Annotated in this window: 14 protein-coding genes and 1 tRNA gene; 9 read left to right on the top strand and 6 right to left on the bottom strand. The window is 62.1% G+C overall.

The features are described from left to right. Window positions 1–10: 10 nt before the first annotated feature. Complete coding sequence (recB, locus tag K5658_RS13425) at window positions 11–3,637, bottom strand: exodeoxyribonuclease V subunit beta (protein WP_221063635.1); 3,627 nt, start codon at window positions 3,635–3,637, stop codon at window positions 11–13. A 150-nt stretch (window positions 3,638–3,787) separates the two neighbouring features. On the opposite strand from recB, the gene K5658_RS13420 reads away from it, so the two are divergent. Both K5658_RS13420 and K5658_RS13415 read left to right on the top strand, forming a co-directional pair. Continuing rightward, the gene (locus K5658_RS13420; protein WP_221063634.1) at window positions 3,788–4,072 is read left to right on the top strand and encodes a PilZ domain-containing protein; all 285 of its coding nucleotides are present in this window, start codon (window positions 3,788–3,790) and stop codon (window positions 4,070–4,072) included. Between the two features lie 276 nt (window positions 4,073–4,348). After that, window positions 4,349–4,681 (top strand): hypothetical protein, encoded by a 333-nt coding sequence (locus tag K5658_RS13415; RefSeq protein WP_221063633.1) that lies wholly within the window; start codon window positions 4,349–4,351, stop codon window positions 4,679–4,681. Between the two features lie 90 nt (window positions 4,682–4,771). Here K5658_RS13415 and K5658_RS13410 read toward each other — a convergent pair whose 3' ends face one another. Beyond that, window positions 4,772–5,404 (bottom strand): YecA/YgfB family protein, encoded by a 633-nt coding sequence (locus tag K5658_RS13410; protein WP_221066980.1) that lies wholly within the window; start codon window positions 5,402–5,404, stop codon window positions 4,772–4,774. Window positions 5,405–5,679: 275 nt separating this feature from the next. Continuing rightward, window positions 5,680–7,272 (bottom strand): RNA repair transcriptional activator RtcR, encoded by a 1,593-nt coding sequence (gene rtcR, locus K5658_RS13405; RefSeq protein ID WP_221063632.1) that lies wholly within the window; start codon window positions 7,270–7,272, stop codon window positions 5,680–5,682. Window positions 7,273–7,575: 303 nt separating this feature from the next. Here rtcR and K5658_RS13400 point away from each other — a divergent pair, with 303 nt between their 5' ends. From K5658_RS13400 to K5658_RS13380, 5 genes are all read left to right on the top strand, one after another. Continuing rightward, the gene (locus tag K5658_RS13400; RefSeq protein ID WP_221063631.1) at window positions 7,576–7,812 is read left to right on the top strand and encodes an antitoxin; all 237 of its coding nucleotides are present in this window, start codon (window positions 7,576–7,578) and stop codon (window positions 7,810–7,812) included. Beyond that, complete coding sequence (vapC, locus tag K5658_RS13395) at window positions 7,812–8,240, top strand: type II toxin-antitoxin system tRNA(fMet)-specific endonuclease VapC (protein ID WP_221063630.1); 429 nt, start codon at window positions 7,812–7,814, stop codon at window positions 8,238–8,240. Before K5658_RS13400 ends, vapC begins: the two co-directional genes overlap by 1 nt. Before the next feature lie 91 nt (window positions 8,241–8,331). After that, window positions 8,332–9,081, top strand: coding sequence for a hypothetical protein (locus tag K5658_RS13390; protein WP_221063629.1), 750 nt, complete (start codon window positions 8,332–8,334; stop codon window positions 9,079–9,081). Further along, a tRNA-OTHER gene (locus K5658_RS13385) sits at window positions 9,082–9,152 on the top strand. A gap of 66 nt (window positions 9,153–9,218) precedes the next feature. Further along, window positions 9,219–10,439 (top strand): RtcB family protein, encoded by a 1,221-nt coding sequence (locus tag K5658_RS13380; RefSeq protein WP_221063628.1) that lies wholly within the window; start codon window positions 9,219–9,221, stop codon window positions 10,437–10,439. 10 nt (window positions 10,440–10,449) lie between these two features. On the opposite strand, the gene K5658_RS13375 is transcribed toward K5658_RS13380, so the two are convergent. Then, window positions 10,450–11,391: a DUF1152 domain-containing protein gene (locus K5658_RS13375; protein WP_221063627.1), complete on the bottom strand. Its 942-nt coding sequence runs from the start codon at window positions 11,389–11,391 to the stop codon at window positions 10,450–10,452. 101 nt (window positions 11,392–11,492) lie between these two features. Between K5658_RS13375 and rtcA the strand changes: the two genes are divergently transcribed. Next, entirely contained in the window at window positions 11,493–12,530 is a 1,038-nt protein-coding gene (rtcA, locus tag K5658_RS13370; protein ID WP_221063626.1) for an RNA 3'-terminal phosphate cyclase, read from the top strand. 78 nt (window positions 12,531–12,608) lie between these two features. On the opposite strand, the gene K5658_RS13365 is transcribed toward rtcA, so the two are convergent. Both K5658_RS13365 and K5658_RS13360 read right to left on the bottom strand, forming a co-directional pair. Beyond that, on the bottom strand, window positions 12,609–15,239 hold the full coding sequence (locus K5658_RS13365; protein ID WP_221063625.1) for a PQQ-binding-like beta-propeller repeat protein: 2,631 nt from the start codon (window positions 15,237–15,239) through the stop codon (window positions 12,609–12,611). A 282-nt stretch (window positions 15,240–15,521) separates the two neighbouring features. Continuing rightward, window positions 15,522–15,956 carry a DUF2721 domain-containing protein gene (locus K5658_RS13360; RefSeq protein ID WP_221063624.1) on the bottom strand — a complete coding sequence of 145 codons (435 nt, stop codon included), beginning with the start codon at window positions 15,954–15,956 and terminating at the stop codon, window positions 15,522–15,524. Window positions 15,957–15,966: 10 nt separating this feature from the next. On the opposite strand from K5658_RS13360, the gene K5658_RS13355 reads away from it, so the two are divergent. Then, window positions 15,967–16,188 carry a hypothetical protein gene (locus K5658_RS13355; RefSeq protein WP_221063623.1) on the top strand — a complete coding sequence of 74 codons (222 nt, stop codon included), beginning with the start codon at window positions 15,967–15,969 and terminating at the stop codon, window positions 16,186–16,188. Window positions 16,189–16,339 lie beyond the last annotated feature (151 nt).

The raw sequence follows: 16,339 nt of genomic DNA, 5'->3' as shown, positions 1-16,339 counted from the left end.
GACACCCCTGCTACCCGATCACCCCGCTCAATCCCTCCACCAAGGCCAATCCCGGCCTATCCCAGTAAATCCCGGTCTTCTGCCCCGGCTTGATGCCGCGCAGGAACAGGTAGAACACCCCGCCGAAATCCCGCCCATAGTCGTAGCCCGGTAGCCTTTGTCCCAGATAGCGGTGCAGGGCCACGGTGTAGATCAGGTATTGCAGATAATAATGATCGCGGGCGATGGCCGCGCCCAAGCGGGCCGGGGCGTACTTGGCATAGGCGTTGCCGAGCCAGTTGGATTTGTAGTCCGCCAGGTAATAGCGCCCGCCCGCCTCGAACACCAGGTCGATGAAGCCCTTCATATAGCCTTCGATATGCTTGAAATCGAGGTGCCGCGCCGCCTGGGCGAAGCGCGGGTCGCAGCCGTGTTCCGGGTTTTCCAACAGTTGTTGGAAGCGCCGCGCCGCGCCGCCCCGGATCGTATAGGTGAATTCCATTTCCACCAGCCGTTTTTCCGGCGGGATCGCGCCCAATAGCACGCCTTCCTTGTTGAGCGGGGTCGCCAGCAGGGTTTCGATGTTCTTGCGGACGGTGGCGGTCCAGGCTTCGTCCAGGCCGTGGGCCTTGAGCTTGCGTTTCACCAATTCGCCCAGCTTGTCGCCGTCGGGATGGGTGAAGTCCCAGTCCTCCAAAATGGCGTGCAGACACGTCCCGGCCTTGGCCCCGCGCGGAAAGGCGAACATGGAATCGCCCGCCGCTTCCTCGTCCTCGGTGTCGGGTTCGGCGGAGAGGTCGTAGTCGGGGTCTTCGCTGTGGCGGCCGGTGGCGAGCCCGGTGAAGCTGCTCATGCGCCAACTGGGATAGAGCCCTGTGCGCGAAAAGCCACGGGCCGCGAGTTCCGGGGCCGGGTCGATGTCGGCGGCGCGATAGCTCGATGGGACGCGATCCAGGGGGTCCACGCTGGCCCCGCCGTCCAGCTTGGCCGCGAACGCTTGCACATCCCCGAGGATCAGGGGATGGCCGCCTTGCGCCAGCCGTTGTTCCAGCGCGGCGGCGGGATCGGCGGCGGCGTCGATTTCGGGATTGCCGTGCAACAGCCAGCCCAGGGCGGTGGTATGCAAGCCTTCGCCCGGATCGCGGCCATTCCGCACATCGCCCCACACCACATAGCAGCGGTAGATGGCGCGGGTCAGGGCCACGTACAACAGCCGGAGCTTCTCCGACATTTCCTCCAACACCGCCTGGGCGCGGTGGGTTTCGATTTGGGGCGAACCCAGGTCCAGCACCGGCTCGCAGCCGTCGTGGAACAGGATGGCTGTGGCGAGGCGCTGCATCAAGCGTCCATCCCAGGCGAAGGGACAGAACACGATGGGATATTCCAAGCCCTTGCTGGTGTGGACGGTGACGATCTTCACCCGCTGGGCGTCGCTTTCGAGGCGCAGTTGGGCGGCTTCGTCGGCCTTCGCGGCTTGGCGGAGGGTATGGCCAAACCAGGTCAACAAGGTATCGATCCCGGCTTTGCGGCGGCTTTCGACTTGCAGCAATTCGGCGAGGTGCAGGAGGTTGGTCAAACGGCGTTCGCCATCGCGGTAGTCGGGGAGGTTCCGGGTCACGCCGGCTTCCTCGAACCAGCGCCGGAACATGGGCATGAAACCCTCGCGCAGCCAGAGCTGGTGATAGGTTTGGAAGCGCTCGAACAGCTTTTCCCAGCCCGGTTCGTCCTGTTGCAGCCGGTGGATGGCGTTGGCGCTATAGCCCATCAGTTCGGTGGCGAGGGCGGCTTTCATCAGGGATTCGCGCCCCGGCGACGCGATGGCGCGCAGCACCCGCTCCAATTCCAAGGCTTCGCCGCTCTCGAACACATTGTCCTGGCCTTGGCGCACGCTGGGCACGCCGCACAGGCGCAGGGCCGCCTCGACCTGGCGGGCTTGGTGGTGGGTCGCCACCAGGACGGCGATATCGCCGCCGTCGAGCGGGCGTCCGCCCAGGCGGTTGTGGCCCGCCGCCGCGCCGCGCAAGAGCCGGGCGATGGCGTGGGCCGCGCCTTCCGCCGCGAGGCTGGCGGCGGCGCCCTTGCCCAGCGGGACCGGCGCGCCGTCCTCGTCCTGCTCGGCGGGCAGCATCAGGAAGCGCAAGGGCTCGCCGCCATCGCCCGCGATCTGCAACGGATCGCGGGCGCGGTGGGCGGGCGCGACCGCCGGGTAGGGGATATCGTCCAGCAGGAACGGGCGCTCCCGGCCCAGGAACAAGGCGTTCACCGCCCGGATCAAGCCCGGTTCGGAGCGCTGGTTGTGCATCAGCGTCCCGCGCCGGATGTTGCCGGCCCGCCGCGCTTCCAGGTAGCTGAACACGTCCGCGCCCCGGAAACCGTAAATCGCCTGCTTGGGATCGCCCACGAAGAACACCGGCTGGCCCCCATCGCCGTACACCCGGCGGAAGATGCGGTATTGCACCGGGTCGGTGTCCTGGAATTCGTCGATCAGGGCGGCTTGGTAGCGGCGGCGGATGGTCGCCGCCAGCCGTTCGCCTTGTTCGGCGTCCAGCGCCGTCGCCAGCCGGTTCAGCAGATCGTTGTAGGAGAACAGCCGGGCCAGGGTCTTGCGCCGCTCCAACTCTTCATCGCAGTAGCGCAGCAAACGCGGTTTCAGCGCCATGAGCCGGGTGGTGTAGGCGGTACGCAAACGCTCGGCGGTGTTCAGCAAATCTTGGCAAGCTTGGCAGAACGGATGCTGTGGCGGCTCATGGCCCTTGTTCATGCAGGCCGCCAGCGTGGCCGCGCCCAGTTTGCCGACGCCTTCGGGCAGGGCGAGGCTAGGGAGGCCCGCCATACCGTCCAGCGGCCAGGGCGCGAGATAGGCGTCGGCCTCGGCCAGCCACAGCTTGAGCTTGGCGGCGGTGATCTTCTTGCCATTGAAGCCGCGATGGCCGAGCAAAAGCGCCGCAATGCCCGCCCGGTCTCGATGCCAAGCCAGGGCGGTCCGCCGCATGGCGGCGTGGAAGGCGGCTTCCAGCGCCGCCGTATCGGCCATTTCCTCCGCGCCCAGCACTTTCAAAAAGGGCTTGCCGACATGCCCGGCGATTTCCCCCAGCCAGAGATCGGGCGATTGCTTTTGTTCGAGCAGGAACCCGGCCCAGGCTTCCGAGGCGGGATAGACTTCGCACCGCCAAAAATCATCGACGATTTCGCGCAGCAACTCGGTTTCGTTGGGCAGGATTTCGCAATCGAAATCGCTGCCTGACTCGAAGGCGCTCTCGCTCAGGAGCCGCTGGCAGAAGCCATGGATGGTGAACACCGCCGCCTGGTCGAAACCGCCGATGGCGCGGGTCAAGCGCCGGACCGCCAGTTCCTGGGCCGGGGCGTGGCGTTCGAGCATGGCGCGGCAGAATTCGTCGCCATTGGCATCGCCGGTTTCCAACGCTGCCAGTACGTCCCTGAGACGTTTGCGGATACGGTCCTGTAGCTCGGCGGTGGCGGCTTTGGTGTAGGTGACGACCAGGATTTGATCCACGCTCAAGCCGGAGTCCAGGATCAAGCGGGTATAGAGTCCGGAAATGGTCCAGGTTTTGCCGGTACCGGCGCTGGCCTCGACCAGGGTCAGCCCGGAAAGTTCGGCTTGGTAGACGTTGAATTCAGGGTTGGGCGAGATTGCCATATATGGGTCCGAGTGAGGATGCGTTAAAATAAGCCTGGGATCATGAAATCTTGCCTAAAACCCTTATCGGGCGCGGTTATAGTCAATCCAGGGATGCACTGCTCGCTGACGCTCAATAATCATTATAAAATCGCTATAAAGGAGGGTGCCATGTATGCAAATCGTAGACAACATTATCGTCGGCCTTTCAGGTCCACCGCCTTGGTCATCCGCCAGGGGGGCTCGCCGCAATTATGCGTACGGGATTTGTCCTTGGATGGTTGCGGCGGTTATTTCAACGGTGATCCCCTGCTGGAGGCCGGCAGCGTGGTGCGGATGAAACTGCCCAGCCTGGACCTCGAAGTCTGGGCTACCTTGACCCGGCTCACGCGCCTCGACAAAGGCCGGTATTATGCCGGTTTCCATTTCGACCCTTCGACCCGCAAGCCGGTCTAGACGGGCAGGGCGCGGCTTCCGGGCCTCGATCCCAGGCGACGCACGCCCCCGCCTTACGGTCGATCCGGCACCCGGTGGTGCGCCATCCCGTGAATATCGGCTTGAACCGCTTCTCCTTTTGTACTGGCGGAGCCGACGCGATTCTGGCCGAGTCCGTCCCACAGCCCGCATCGCCAGCTCCTTGTTGAACACTACCGCCGGTTTTTCTTGGGCCTAGGGTATTCCTTGGCTATCTCCTGGGCCGTTCCACCGTTATCGGACGGCGAATATCCCCACATGGGCAAAGATCAGAAGCTTGGAAACCATCGGCTTTGGTCGGCTAGCTTCGGCGGTGGGAGGTGGGTATGGTGGCTATACGGTTTATCAGCCCGGATACCGCCGGAGCGGGCCCGTGTTTTCATCCAAAGTGGCGAACGCGCAAGACAGGTTCGGGCTGGTTTCGCCGGCCTGCTGGAAACCCTTTTTATCGAACGTATGGGGCGGAACGAAAACTTTTTCGCACGCTTTATGAACGGAGCGCGGTTTAAGTTACAGCGTTTTCAAATTCAGTTAGTAACCAATGGTGCTAGAGCATTTTCATGCCGTACAAGCAACATGAAAATGCTCTAGGGAAAGTTTAGGCAAGCTTGAGGAGGTCACAGAAAATTTATGTGATTGATTCCATAGGCTTTTGAAAGGACTGGAAAGGTTGGGAAAGCCTTACCCGCAGCACTTCTTGTATTTCTTGCCGGAACCGCAAGGACAGGCTTCGTTGCGGCCCACCTTGCCTTCCGCTTTGCGTACCGGGCTGGTTTGGGCGGCGAAATGGGCGTGGAGGGCGGCGACCGCGGCGGGCAGGGCGGCGGCGACTTCCTCGAAGCGGGTGCCGCTCTGCGAGATGGTTTTGCAGCCGCGCTCGGTGCCCAGCAACAGCATGGGCGAGAGCATTTCGCTGTGGCGGTCCAGGAGCTTGTCCCAAGGGTCGGGGGACAGCGACATGCCGGTCACGAAGCCCTGGCACCAGCGCTGCGCGTCTTGGACCGCATCGCCGTCGGCGGGGGTGGGATGCGGCGCGAAGCGTTGTTCCTTGATGGCGTCCTTGACCCGCTCATAATGGGTGAGGATTTGCCGGGTGAGGCGTTGTTCCTGCTCGGCGTCGGCGAACCCAGGCCGCTGCGCGCCCGCCTCGCTGTCCCAGGCCCAGGCCAGCCATTCCCCGGCCGGCACGGGCTCGGGCGAGAGGGCCAGCGCGGCGCACAGGCCGTCGAGTCCGTGCAGGTTCAGGCCGTGTTCCGGCATCGCGGTGGAAGAGAGGAAGCGGTCGAGTTCGTCGATGGAAGCGATGGTGGTCATGGATAGGGTCGGGTTCTCGTGATGGGGAAGCGGCGGCAACCGCCGGACATAAAAAACCCCGTGTCATCGCTAACATGGGGCTTGGGTTGGGGCGCCGGACCACCGGCACGGGAGTCCGCGGCCAGCCAACCGATGGAAAACAAGCGTTTGGGCACCTGTGTCCAAGGCGTTGATTTTACAACAGGATGAAGGTTTCTGGATGATTTTGTGGCGGAGCCTTTTGCCGCCCCTGGCCAGGAGCCCAAAGCTTGCTTTGGACTCCGGCGGACACCCGCTCACGTGGTCCCGGCCTTGACCGCCTGCCAATCCAGCCCGAACCGCGCCAGATATTTCCGCAGCCGGTCGGCGTCGTTGGGGCTGGCGCGTTGATTCCGGGACACGGCGAACAGCCGCCGCCCCGCGTCCGACAGGCTGGCCGCTTCCCGGCACACGCCGATCACCGCTTCCAGTTGCAGCCGGTCGAACCAATCGAGTCCCGCCCAGGCTTCCGGTGTCAGCAAACACCCGGCCCGGCCCCCGTCCGCCACCGGCTCCCACAAGGCCCGCAGCCGGGCGATTTCCGTTTCCACCAGGCTTTCGGCGATCCGCCCGCCCTCGGCCAGGGTCGCCAGCCGCATCACCGAAGCGCCCAGGTCGCGGAAATTGCCGCGCCACTTGGCGGCGGGCGACTGCGCGAACGCCAGGTATTTGCGCCGGGCCTCGGCGCTGAACCGCACCCGGTGGCCGAGTTCCGCCGAATGCCGGGCCAGGAAGAAATCCAAATTCGGCTCGATATCCTCGGGGCGTTGGGCCAGTCCGGGTAGTTCGTAGGTCCACAGGTTGATGCGGGCGAACAAATCCTCCCGGAACCGCCCGGCCAGCACTTCCCGCCGCAAATCGCGGTTGGTCCCGGCGATCAACTGGAAATCGCTGCCGACTTCGCGGTCCCCGCCCACTGGATAGAAGGTCTTGTCCTCGATGGCCTTGAGCAGCATGGCTTGTTCGTCCAGGCCCAGTTCGCCGATTTCGTCCAGGAACAACACGCCGCCATCCGCCGCCCGCAACAAGCCGCCGCGTTCCGCCATCGCCCCGGTGAACGCGCCCTTGACATGGCCGAACAAGGCCGAGGCCGCGCCATCGCCGCGCAGGGTGGCGCAATTCACCTCGACGAAACCGCCCGCCACCTGCCGCCGCGCCTTCTTCAACTCGAACACCCGCCGCGCCAGGAAGGATTTGCCCGCGCCGGTCGGTCCCATCAACAGGATCGGTGCCTTGGAACGCACGGCCACCTGTTCGATCTCGGTGATGACCCGGTTGAATTGCGGGTTGCGGGTGGCGATGCCGGATTTGAGCAGGGCGATGGCGTCTTGCTGGGCGCGGGCGAAGCGTTGGGCGATGGCGTCGTATTTGGAAAGATCGAGGTCGATCAGGGCATAGCCGCCGACTTCGCCCACGCCTTGGCGCTTGGGCGGGGAGGTTTGCAGCAAGGGGCCGGGCAGGTAGCGGGCTTCGGCCATTAGAAATAAGCAGATTTGGGCGACATGGGTGCCGGTGGTGATGTGGACCCAATAGTCCTCGGCTTGGGTATCGAAGCTGTAGCCGCTGGCGAAATCGAACAGCGCCGCGTAGACCTCGCCGAAATCCCAAGGATCGGCGATGTCCAGCGCCACGGGCCGGACCAGGGTTTCCGGCGAAACGGCGGCGATATCGGCCACGATTTGTTCGACCAGGGACAGGTGCCGCGGCGTGTAGAGCAGTTCGAAGCGGTGGACTTCCAAGTCTTCGCGCTGGGTCAGGGCCACGCTGGGACGCCACCTTTCCCAGCGCCCGGCGGCCCTGCCCGCGTCGAGCTGGGTGCCGATGAAGCCGATGACGACAAGGTTCTTCATGGGAATTTTCGCTAAGGATTTAGCCTTGAGTATAAAAATTCCCGGACCACGCGCCAAGCCGATGGAGTGCTTATCGACCCTGAAACAGATTGCAGATCAGATAAATCAATGGGTTGGAGCAATGGCGTAAACCCTGGCACGGCGGCTGCAATGGTTCAGCCGTAACCGCAACGATCACGAGATGAACGCCATGGCGAATCCACAGTTGTTCCAAAGCGCGGGGCCGCCGTTGTCGTACTGCTTTTTACGAAACCAGAGGGGCGCATATACTGGCGTATATACCCATCAACGGAGGACGCCATCATGTATGAAACGCGGGTCGCCAAGCTTTTTAAGAACGGTTCCAGCCAAGCCGTGCGCCTGCCCACCGAATTCCGCTTCGAGGGCAAGGAAGTGTTCATCCGCAAGGAGGGCGACAAGGTGATCCTGTCGCCCAAACCGGAATCCTGGGACGATTTTTTCGATGATCCCGACCGGGTTACGGCGGATTTCATGGCGGAGCGGGAAGACTTGCCGCCCCAGGAGCGGGAGTTGTTCTGATGCCGAAGCTCTACATCCTCGACACGGATACCTGTTCGTTCGTCATCAGGAACAAGCCGCCCGAAGCCCGGCAGCGCATGAACTCGGTGCCTTTGGACCAGCAGGTCATTTCCATCGTGACCTATGCCGAGTTGCTATATGGCGTGCGGCGTTCTTCCAGCGCCAAGGTCAACCGCGGGGTGGTCGAAAATTTTGTGCGCCACCTGGGCATCCTGGATTGGAACCGCGCCGCCGCCGAGCGCTATGCCGAGTTGCGGACCCAGTTGGAAGCCGCCGGTACGCCCATCGGGGCCATGGACATGATGATCGCGGCGCACGCCCTGAGCTTGGACGCGGTGGTCGTGACCAACAACGAGCGGCATTTCCGTAGGGTGCCGGGGTTGGTGGTGGAGAACTGGCTGACCGAAATACCCGTACCCGGCTTGTAAGCGAGCGGGGTGGTGAGCGGAAAGGCTTTTCAGTAAAAGTAGGCGGATTTATATGATTATGAATTCAATATCAATTGAAAAATAAAATCGCATGAAAATAAATTGGATTGCTGCCTATAATAAATTATTTGAGATCATTAATCGTTCTAATGAGCCTACATATTATAGTGGTCCAGAATTTTTGCGTATGGCACAGCAGGTGGATAAAGGAGTGCCAAGCTATGAGATATTTATTCAACTTAGAAACCAAAGCGGAAAAAGCACGTCTAGGAATGCTTTTTATTGGGATGTGATTAATTCATTCAGAGAAGAGCAGCGCTGTGAGCTTTTTAGGCTATTTATAGATGCTTTGGAGCCACATGCTAAAAGTGATGCGGATGAAATAAGAGCAATGGTATTTGGTGGTGGCTACGCTGTCCCAATAGCAAATATCCCTAGAAATATTTGGAGTTCTGAAAAACTGAATAAGTCTCTAAAAAACATCGATATGGCGATAGATTCACAGCAATTTAATCGCGCTGTGACATTGGCGTATACCTGTTTAGAGGGGCTATATAAAGCTTATATTAGGGAGCATATACCGGAAAAATCAAATGTTTCCGAATTGCTTCCCCTGTCGAAATTAGTTAAAGATGATATTTCAAGAAAACTACGCAAAACAGGTGCTTTTCCTGAGCAAATTGTGAACTCAATCCCAACGATTACGAACGCTGTTGCCAATTCACGAAATGGATTTAGTGAATCCCATTTCGATAAGGATGCTAATAAATGGCTGGCTATATTTGCTAGGGATTTAATTAATTCGATTGGTAGGTTATTACTTCACTTTTTACCGCGATGAATGCCGATGGGATTATAAGGTAAAGCGGCGGAGCGATCCGCAGGTTCCGGGTTCAAGTCCCGGTCGGCCTATGGCCGGTAGCGAATAGGAATTTCATCACCCCTTGTCATCGCGCCTTTTATTCCAGGGGAAAACCCATGAACCACGAATCCTACGAAGTCATCCAGCCCACCCAAGGCCACCATATCAAAATGTGGACCCGTGGCGTCCCGGTCGAGGAAGAAGCCAAGCAGCAGCTTTGCAACATCGCCCGGCTACCCTTCATCTTCAGCCATGTGGCGGTGATGCCGGACGTGCATCTCGGCAAGGGCTCCACCATCGGCAGTGTGATCCCGACCCTCGGGGCCATCATCCCGGCGGCGGTCGGGGTCGATATCGGCTGCGGCATGATCGCCGCCCGCACTTCGCTGACCGCCGCCGACCTGCCCGACCACCTGCATGGCTGGCGCACGGCCATCGAAAAAGCCGTCCCCCATGGCCGCACGCCCGGCAGCCGCGATGTGGGCGCCTGGACGAATCCGCCGCCGGAGGTGGACGAAGTCTGGGCCGAGCTGGAACCCCGGTTCCGCGAAATCACCGCGAAATACCCCAAGCTCGCCAAGACCAACAACCGTAACCACCTGGGGACGCTCGGCACCGGCAACCACTTCATCGAGGTCTGCCTGGACGAGGCCGACCGGGTCTGGTTCATGCTGCACTCGGGCTCGCGGGGCGTGGGCAACGCCATCGGCAACCTGTTCATCGAACTGGCGAAGGAGGATATGCGCCGCTATTTCATCAACCTGCCGGACGCCGATTTGGCCTATTTCCCGCAGCAAAGCGAGCATTTCGCCGACTATGTGCAGGCGGTGGAATGGGCGCAGGATTACGCCCGCCGCAACCGGGCGCTGATGATGCGGCAGGTGGTCGAGGCCATCCGCCGCATCATGCCCCGGCCGTTCGCGGCGGAGGTCGAGGCGGTGAACTGCCACCACAACTATGTGCAGCGCGAACACCATTTCGGCAAGAACATCCTCGTGACCCGCAAGGGCGCGGTGTCGGCGCGGGAAGGCGAACTCGGCATCATCCCCGGCTCGATGGGGGCGCGGTCCTACATCGTGCGCGGCAAGGGCGAGCCGCAATCGTTCTGCTCGTGCAGCCACGGCGCGGGGCGCTTGATGTCGCGTTCCGAGGCCAAGCGCCGCTACAGCGTAGCCGATCAAATTGAGGCCACCGAAGGCGTGGAATGCCGCAAGGACAAAGGCGTGATCGACGAGATTCCCTTGGCCTACAAGGACATCGACGCGGTGATGCGGGCGCAGGCGGACTTGGTGGAGATCGTGCATACCCTCAAGCAGGTGGTGTGCGTCAAGGGTTAGGCGGGCCGCGTCAGAGGGGGATATTTTTCGGTGTGCGCCGGGTGGTCATGGCGCGGAATAGCCGGAAACCCTGGGCCACTTCGTGCATGGTCTCGCTGGTGTCGATTTTGGAAGCGAACGCGATCCGCGCAGCCACGCCGCGTAGCTGGAAAAACCAAAACAACCCCATAAAGGGATTGATGAACAACTCGCTGCCTTTCGTCCTGGGGGTGACATGGAAATTCCCGAATTCACCCCGGATGGCGCTGGCTATGGAATTGGCGACGATACTCATATATCCCGGCAGCCGCTGGTTCAGGTATTCCACCAACTCCAAATAATCCCGTCCCTCGTCCATATCCTGGGTCAAAGCGATGGCACCCAGGTATGCGCCGTCCCTGGTGAGGGTGGCAATATTTTCCAGGCAGGCATGGTGATTGAGGTCGTGGAAATAATCGACACCAAACCCGGTCGCGACCAGATAGCGATGGGCGATGGGAACTTTGGCCGCCGCGATGATGGAACAGGCATCCTCGACGATGGTGCCGACCCCTACTTCATCGCCGAACATCAGGCTATCCGTGCCGCCATCGACCAGGATGAGCGTGTCTATACCGTATTTCTGGGTGATCACCGAATAGGCATGGCCGAGCGGGATAACCCCCAGCTTGTTGGAGCAAGCGTAAATATCGGGATTCTCGCCCCTAGTGCTTAGCCATTCCAGGATGAATTTCTCTGGAAAATAAGGTATATCCCGCGATTCTTGGGTGATCCGATAGGTGCCTGGACAGATTTCCTCGCTGTCCGTGGACGGTAATGCGGTGAAGGATAAGTTGGCCAGAACCACAGGCTTGCCGAGTTTGCGTAGATATAAATAGATGGGTATGCCGCTTGCCACGTCGAAACCACCACCCGCGCCCGCGATCAGGATGGATTTCGAGTCCGATAAGGCGTCGAAGAAGGGAATTTTCATTTTTAAAACCTATAAGCAGCGCTTTGTTCGATGTGGACTTTAATGCGGCATAATCCCGATGGTCAAGGATTATGATGTGAAATATATTCCGGGGGCCTGAAATGGTGAATGAATACTTGGAACTGGACGGTTCGGAAGGCGAGGGTGGTGGACAGGTATTGCGGACGGCGCTGTCGCTGTCCCTGTGTACCGGGACGCCATTCCGCATCGTCAATATCCGCGCCAAGCGCAAAACGCCGGGGTTGATGCGCCAACACCTGACCGCCGTGCGGGCAGCGGCGGAAATTTCCGGGGCCAGGGTCGAAGGCGACCGGGCCGGCTCGCAAATCCTCAGCTTCGCGCCGGGCGCGATCCGGGGCGGCGATTACCGCTTCGCCATCGGCACGGCGGGCAGTTGCACCCTGGTGTTCCAGACCGTCCTCCCGGCCCTATTGCGGGCCGATGCGCCGAGCCGGGTCGAACTCCAGGGCGGCACCCATAACCCGATGTCGCCGCCGTTCCATTTCCTGGAACGGGCGTTCCTGCCCTTGCTGCGGCGTATGGGCGCGGCGGTATCCTTGGAATTGGGGCGTTTCGGCTTCTATCCGGCGGGCGGCGGCGGTTTCAGCGCCCACATCGAACCCGCGCCCCAGTTGCGGCCCTTGGTCCTGGAAGAACGCGGCCCCCGCGTCCAAGCCTATGCCGAAAGCTTCATCGCCGCCTTGCCAGTCCACATCGCCCGCCGGGAATTGGACGTGGTCGGCAAGCGCCTGGGTTGGAACGCGGAACAGCTCCACCTGCGCGGCCTCGCCAACGACCAGGGGCCGGGCAACGCCTTGTTGCTGACCTTGGAACATGAACAGGTGACGGAGGTGTTTTCCGGCTTCGCGGAAAAAGGCGTGGCGGCGGAAACCGTGGCCGAGCGGACCGTCGAGCAGGCGCGGCGTTATCTCGCGGCGGGGGCGGTGGTGGGGCCGTATCTGGCCGATCAATTGCTATTGCCTTTGGCCCTGGCCGGGGCCGGGTCGTTCACCACGGGGACGCCGAGCCAGCACGCCATCACCAATGCCGAAGTGATCCGGAGCTTCTTGGACGTGGAGATTCGGATGGAACGGCGGGACGATGGGGCGTTCCGGGTCGGGGTGGGACCGGGCGGTTGAACGGCGGAATCCGGCGCGATGAAAAAGGCTTGCGGGGGCGACCCCGCAAGCCTTTGGTTTTGGGATGCGGACGGCGGTTTACTGGCAAATCCCCCCGGTACCGGGCGTGCAGCATTGGCCGGTCGAACGCTGGCACATCTGCACGAAATTCCCGCCCACCGAGGACGTATTACAGTTCTGCGCGGTGCGGAAATATTTCCCGCCCTCCACGTTCTGGCAGGTCTGGGCCAGATTGCCGACACAGCGCTTCTCCACGCCCGGAGCCACGCAGGGCGTCTTTTCCAGCACGTCCGCCGCGGCCTTGCGGTCGTCCAGCGGGGCGAGGTAGGTATAGCCGGGGGCGAAGAACTGGGCCGAGTTCGGGTCCATATTGGCGGGCCGTCCGGGGAAATTCGCCACGAACACATTCACCATGCCGCACTGTCCCATGTGGTTGATCGAAGGGTAGGGCGTGCCCGCTTGATGGATATCGCCTTCCCAGCCGGGCGTCGGCGACACGGCGTTGTTGAGCGTGGTGACGATGAAGCCCTTCAACTCGAACCATTTATGGCCCTTGCCATCGTCGAACGCCTGTTCGCAATCCATGTCGGCATCGAGCATCCAATAATGCATCCCGAAATTGTTCTCGTCGGCGATGCCATAGCCCGCCATCCACACATAGGGTTGGTTCTGGCCCTGGGCCGCGCTGGTGGTCCAGTCCACCGGCGAGCCGCCGCCCAGGCCGCCGCCGGGCTGGGCCTGGCCCGGTTCCCCGCCGTTCCAATCCAGGTAGGCGTCGCCCCAGCGGTAGACATTGGTGCGGGCGTTCAGCCAGTTGCGGTGGGTGATGCGGATGGGGGAGCCGCCCTGGCTCCCGCCCCGGACGAACATATCCTGGCCGGATTGGGTCTGGGCGTAGATGAACACCACGGTGCGGCGGATATCCCGCTTTGGGGTCGGCGACGCGGTTCCCAGGCCATAGGCCACCACTTGGTTGTCGTAGGTCGCCATATAGACCTTGCCGTTGGCCACCAGGGGCGGGGCGAATTTGGTCGCCGCGCCGACGTGGTCGTTCGGCTCCATCTCGCTGTCCCAAATCATTTGCAGGGTGCCGCCGGCCGCGCTCGACACATCGTAGGCGCGGAGGATGTTCGGCGTGGGGGCGATATTGGCGGCGGGGTCGCTGGGCAGGTTGCCTGCGGCCTGGTTCACCCAGAGGATGGCGTTCTGGGTGCCGTTGGCCGATAGCGACAGGATGCCGCCGGGCATCCCGCCCGGCGAGCCGGTGCCCCAGGAGGCGGTTTCCGTGCCTTTCGCCAGGGGGCTGCCGCCGAAATGGCCGCCGTTCTTGGCGAACACCCGTACCTGGTTGTTCTCGCCCTGCACGAACAGCAGGTTGTTGTGATAGACCCCGGTGCCGTGGATATGCGGGGTGCGGCCACCGTCCACATGGCCGATGGTGAAGGGATCGGTCGAGGTGACTTGGTTCAGGTCGTCGAACAGCGAGCCGTGGCCGTTCCAGGGTTGGTAATCGAAGGTGGCGACGAAGGGCGGGTCGATCAGCTTGCTGTAATCGCGTTGGCCCATGCCGCCGCGGTGGATGTGGTAGTACACGCCGTCCTTGCCGCCGGCGATCAGCCCGCCGCCCTCCGGCAGGGCGACCACGCCGCCCGCCGATAAATCTTGATCCTTGTGGGCGGCGTCGCGGTCGCGGTCGAGGAAGGGCGTGAACCAATCGGCCACCGCCAGCGAGCCGGGATCGCCGGGGTTCCACACCAGCCGCACCGCGCTTTCGCCGAGTTGGTCGGCCCCGAAGGCCGGGTTGTAGGGACCGTTGCCGGTGGCGACATAGATATCGCCGTTGTCGTCGATGGCGGGCGCGGCGTTCGCCATCCACACCCCGGCCCCGCCGCCGCTGCCGGACCCGTTGTTGGGGCTGGAACACCAGACATCGTGGGAAGCTTTGCCCTGGGGCAGCTTGGCGGTGTCGAAGGCGACCACCCAGCCCGCCGCCGTGTTCTGGCCCTCGCCACCGCCGAAGGCGACGACCACGGCCTTGGCGCCGCCCGGTTTTTGGATCAGGGCCAGCCCGGCCCGCTGCATCTGGCGGTAGCGGTCGAAGCCGACGCCGTTCTTGTTGTAGCCGTCGATCCGTACCGAGGGGAATTTTTCGTTGGCGAGATTGCCGATGTCCAACCCGAACAAACGATAGGTCGGGCCGCTGGTGCCGTTCTCATAGCCCCAGCGCACCACGTACAAAGTGCCGGTGGCGGGATCGATGACCGGGGTGCTGGCGATGCCCCATTCGCCATGGATGGTGAAGGGCTTGAGGGTATGGAGATCGTTGCCGGTGACCGGGGTGCCCAGCCAGCGGGCCGAGAGTTGGGCACCGCTATCGGCGTCGAAGGCGTATACGGTGTTGTGCATGGTGGCGACATAGACCACGTTGTGGAGGCCGCCGCCGATGTTGACCTGGGACGCATAGAGCGGCGAGCCCTCGATCTTGCCATCCACCTTGAGCGCGAAGCGCTTGTGGAACTGGTTGGCGTCGGCCTTGACATTGGCCGGGGTCAGCGTGGTTTCGGCGGTGTTGGCACCGGTCCGGTATGGGTCGTAGCTGCGCTCGAAGACGTTGACCGCCGCCTGCGCGCTGCCGAGACCCGCGAGGCCGGCCATGAAAATCCAGGTGGCCGACCATCCCGCCCGTGGGGCTGGTTGTTGATGTGTCATCTGTATGCTCCGATGTGATGGCCTGTTGGGGCCGCTAGCCTCATCCGCGCTCTAGGGTATGGCGCGTTCCGAATCCTGTTCCATATCCCGCGGGGCGCGCTTGGGGGGGAAGTGATTCTCGGGAGTTAATCTGGCACATTGGGAAGGCGAGGGATAGTGGCCCGGTACAGCGCTTCCGAAATGGGCTGTATCCGGTTTATGGTATTTTCCCGGCGATCCAGGCATCAAGCATCTCTATGGAGAGGCAGTCCGGGAAATTTTCCTGGTGGCTGCCCGGCGGTCCTAGCGCCGGATCCGCAAGCTGGCGATGGCCAGATGGATTTCCTTCAGGAAACACATCAAGGCCAGTATCAAGACGCTCATCGCCGCGATGAACAGCAAGGCGATGATGGCCGACACGTCGAGGCTTAAAAACGCGCCGACGAACAACACGACGATCAGGGTGCAGATCAATAGCGCGCAACTGGTGCAGAGGCTGATGGCCCAGTTGGCCATGCGGGCGCGGCGCGACAGTATCTCGAATTCACGGCGCATCTGCGGGGGAAGCTCGGCCGCTTCTTCGCAAAGATGCTCGATATGGCGCGAGCGGTCGACGACACGGCCCACACGGGCGCTCAGCACCGATAGCAGGGCACCGATGCCGGAGAGCAGGAAGACCGGCGCGACCGAAAGTTGGATGACATGGGCCATGTCGGCGGCTTGTAAAGTGTCTTGCATGGATGGCCTCGTGAGAAAACCCTGGACGGATCGAAAACCGGAAGTTTTCCACGATGTCTTGCCGGTTCCAAGGGTGGCCGGCTTCCCGGATTACCGGGCCGGGCGCTGGATCGGTTTTGGTTCGCCCGATTCCGCGGTGATGGCGACCGAAAGGCGGATCGTCCAGACCGTGGTGCGTGGGTTCCACGACTCGGGCACGGCCATGGCTGTCGGCCCCCGGTTTTCTGCCTGACGAGGGACAGGGTGATGGTGCCAGCTTTGCGCTGACCGGGCCGGTTCCGGCAGGCGCGCTTCCCGCAGAACCGGGAAGCGCACCATCTCCCACGGGGATGAACAGGCTGCTTCCCTGATGAGCTATGATCCAGGGCCTTTAATGCCCCATC

This window comes from Methylomagnum ishizawai (assembly GCF_019670005.1).
Classification (GTDB): Bacteria; Pseudomonadota; Gammaproteobacteria; order Methylococcales; family Methylococcaceae; genus Methylomagnum; species Methylomagnum ishizawai.
This window is presented reverse-complemented; position numbering and strand designations above follow the sequence as displayed.

Bases quoted from the DNA above. Each gene is read 5' to 3' on its own strand.
- vapC (WP_221063630.1), top strand. From the start codon at position 7,812: ATGCCGAAGCTCTACATCCTCGACACGGATACCTGTTCGTTCGTCATC.
- K5658_RS13375 (WP_221063627.1), bottom strand. From the start codon at position 11,391: ATGAAAATTCCCTTCTTCGACGCCTTATCGGACTCGAAATCCATCCTG.
- rtcA (WP_221063626.1), top strand. From the start codon at position 11,493: ATGGTGAATGAATACTTGGAACTGGACGGTTCGGAAGGCGAGGGTGGT.
- rtcR (WP_221063632.1), bottom strand. From the start codon at position 7,272: ATGAAGAACCTTGTCGTCATCGGCTTCATCGGCACCCAGCTCGACGCG.
- K5658_RS13415 (WP_221063633.1), top strand. From the start codon at position 4,349: ATGGGCAAAGATCAGAAGCTTGGAAACCATCGGCTTTGGTCGGCTAGC.
- K5658_RS13400 (WP_221063631.1), top strand. From the start codon at position 7,576: ATGTATGAAACGCGGGTCGCCAAGCTTTTTAAGAACGGTTCCAGCCAA.
- K5658_RS13380 (WP_221063628.1), top strand. From the start codon at position 9,219: ATGAACCACGAATCCTACGAAGTCATCCAGCCCACCCAAGGCCACCAT.
- K5658_RS13360 (WP_221063624.1), bottom strand. From the start codon at position 15,956: ATGCAAGACACTTTACAAGCCGCCGACATGGCCCATGTCATCCAACTT.
- K5658_RS13365 (WP_221063625.1), bottom strand. From the start codon at position 15,239: ATGACACATCAACAACCAGCCCCACGGGCGGGATGGTCGGCCACCTGG.
- recB (WP_221063635.1), bottom strand. From the start codon at position 3,637: ATGGCAATCTCGCCCAACCCTGAATTCAACGTCTACCAAGCCGAACTT.
- K5658_RS13410 (WP_221066980.1), bottom strand. From the start codon at position 5,404: ATGACCACCATCGCTTCCATCGACGAACTCGACCGCTTCCTCTCTTCC.
- K5658_RS13420 (WP_221063634.1), top strand. From the start codon at position 3,788: ATGTATGCAAATCGTAGACAACATTATCGTCGGCCTTTCAGGTCCACC.
- K5658_RS13390 (WP_221063629.1), top strand. From the start codon at position 8,332: ATGAAAATAAATTGGATTGCTGCCTATAATAAATTATTTGAGATCATT.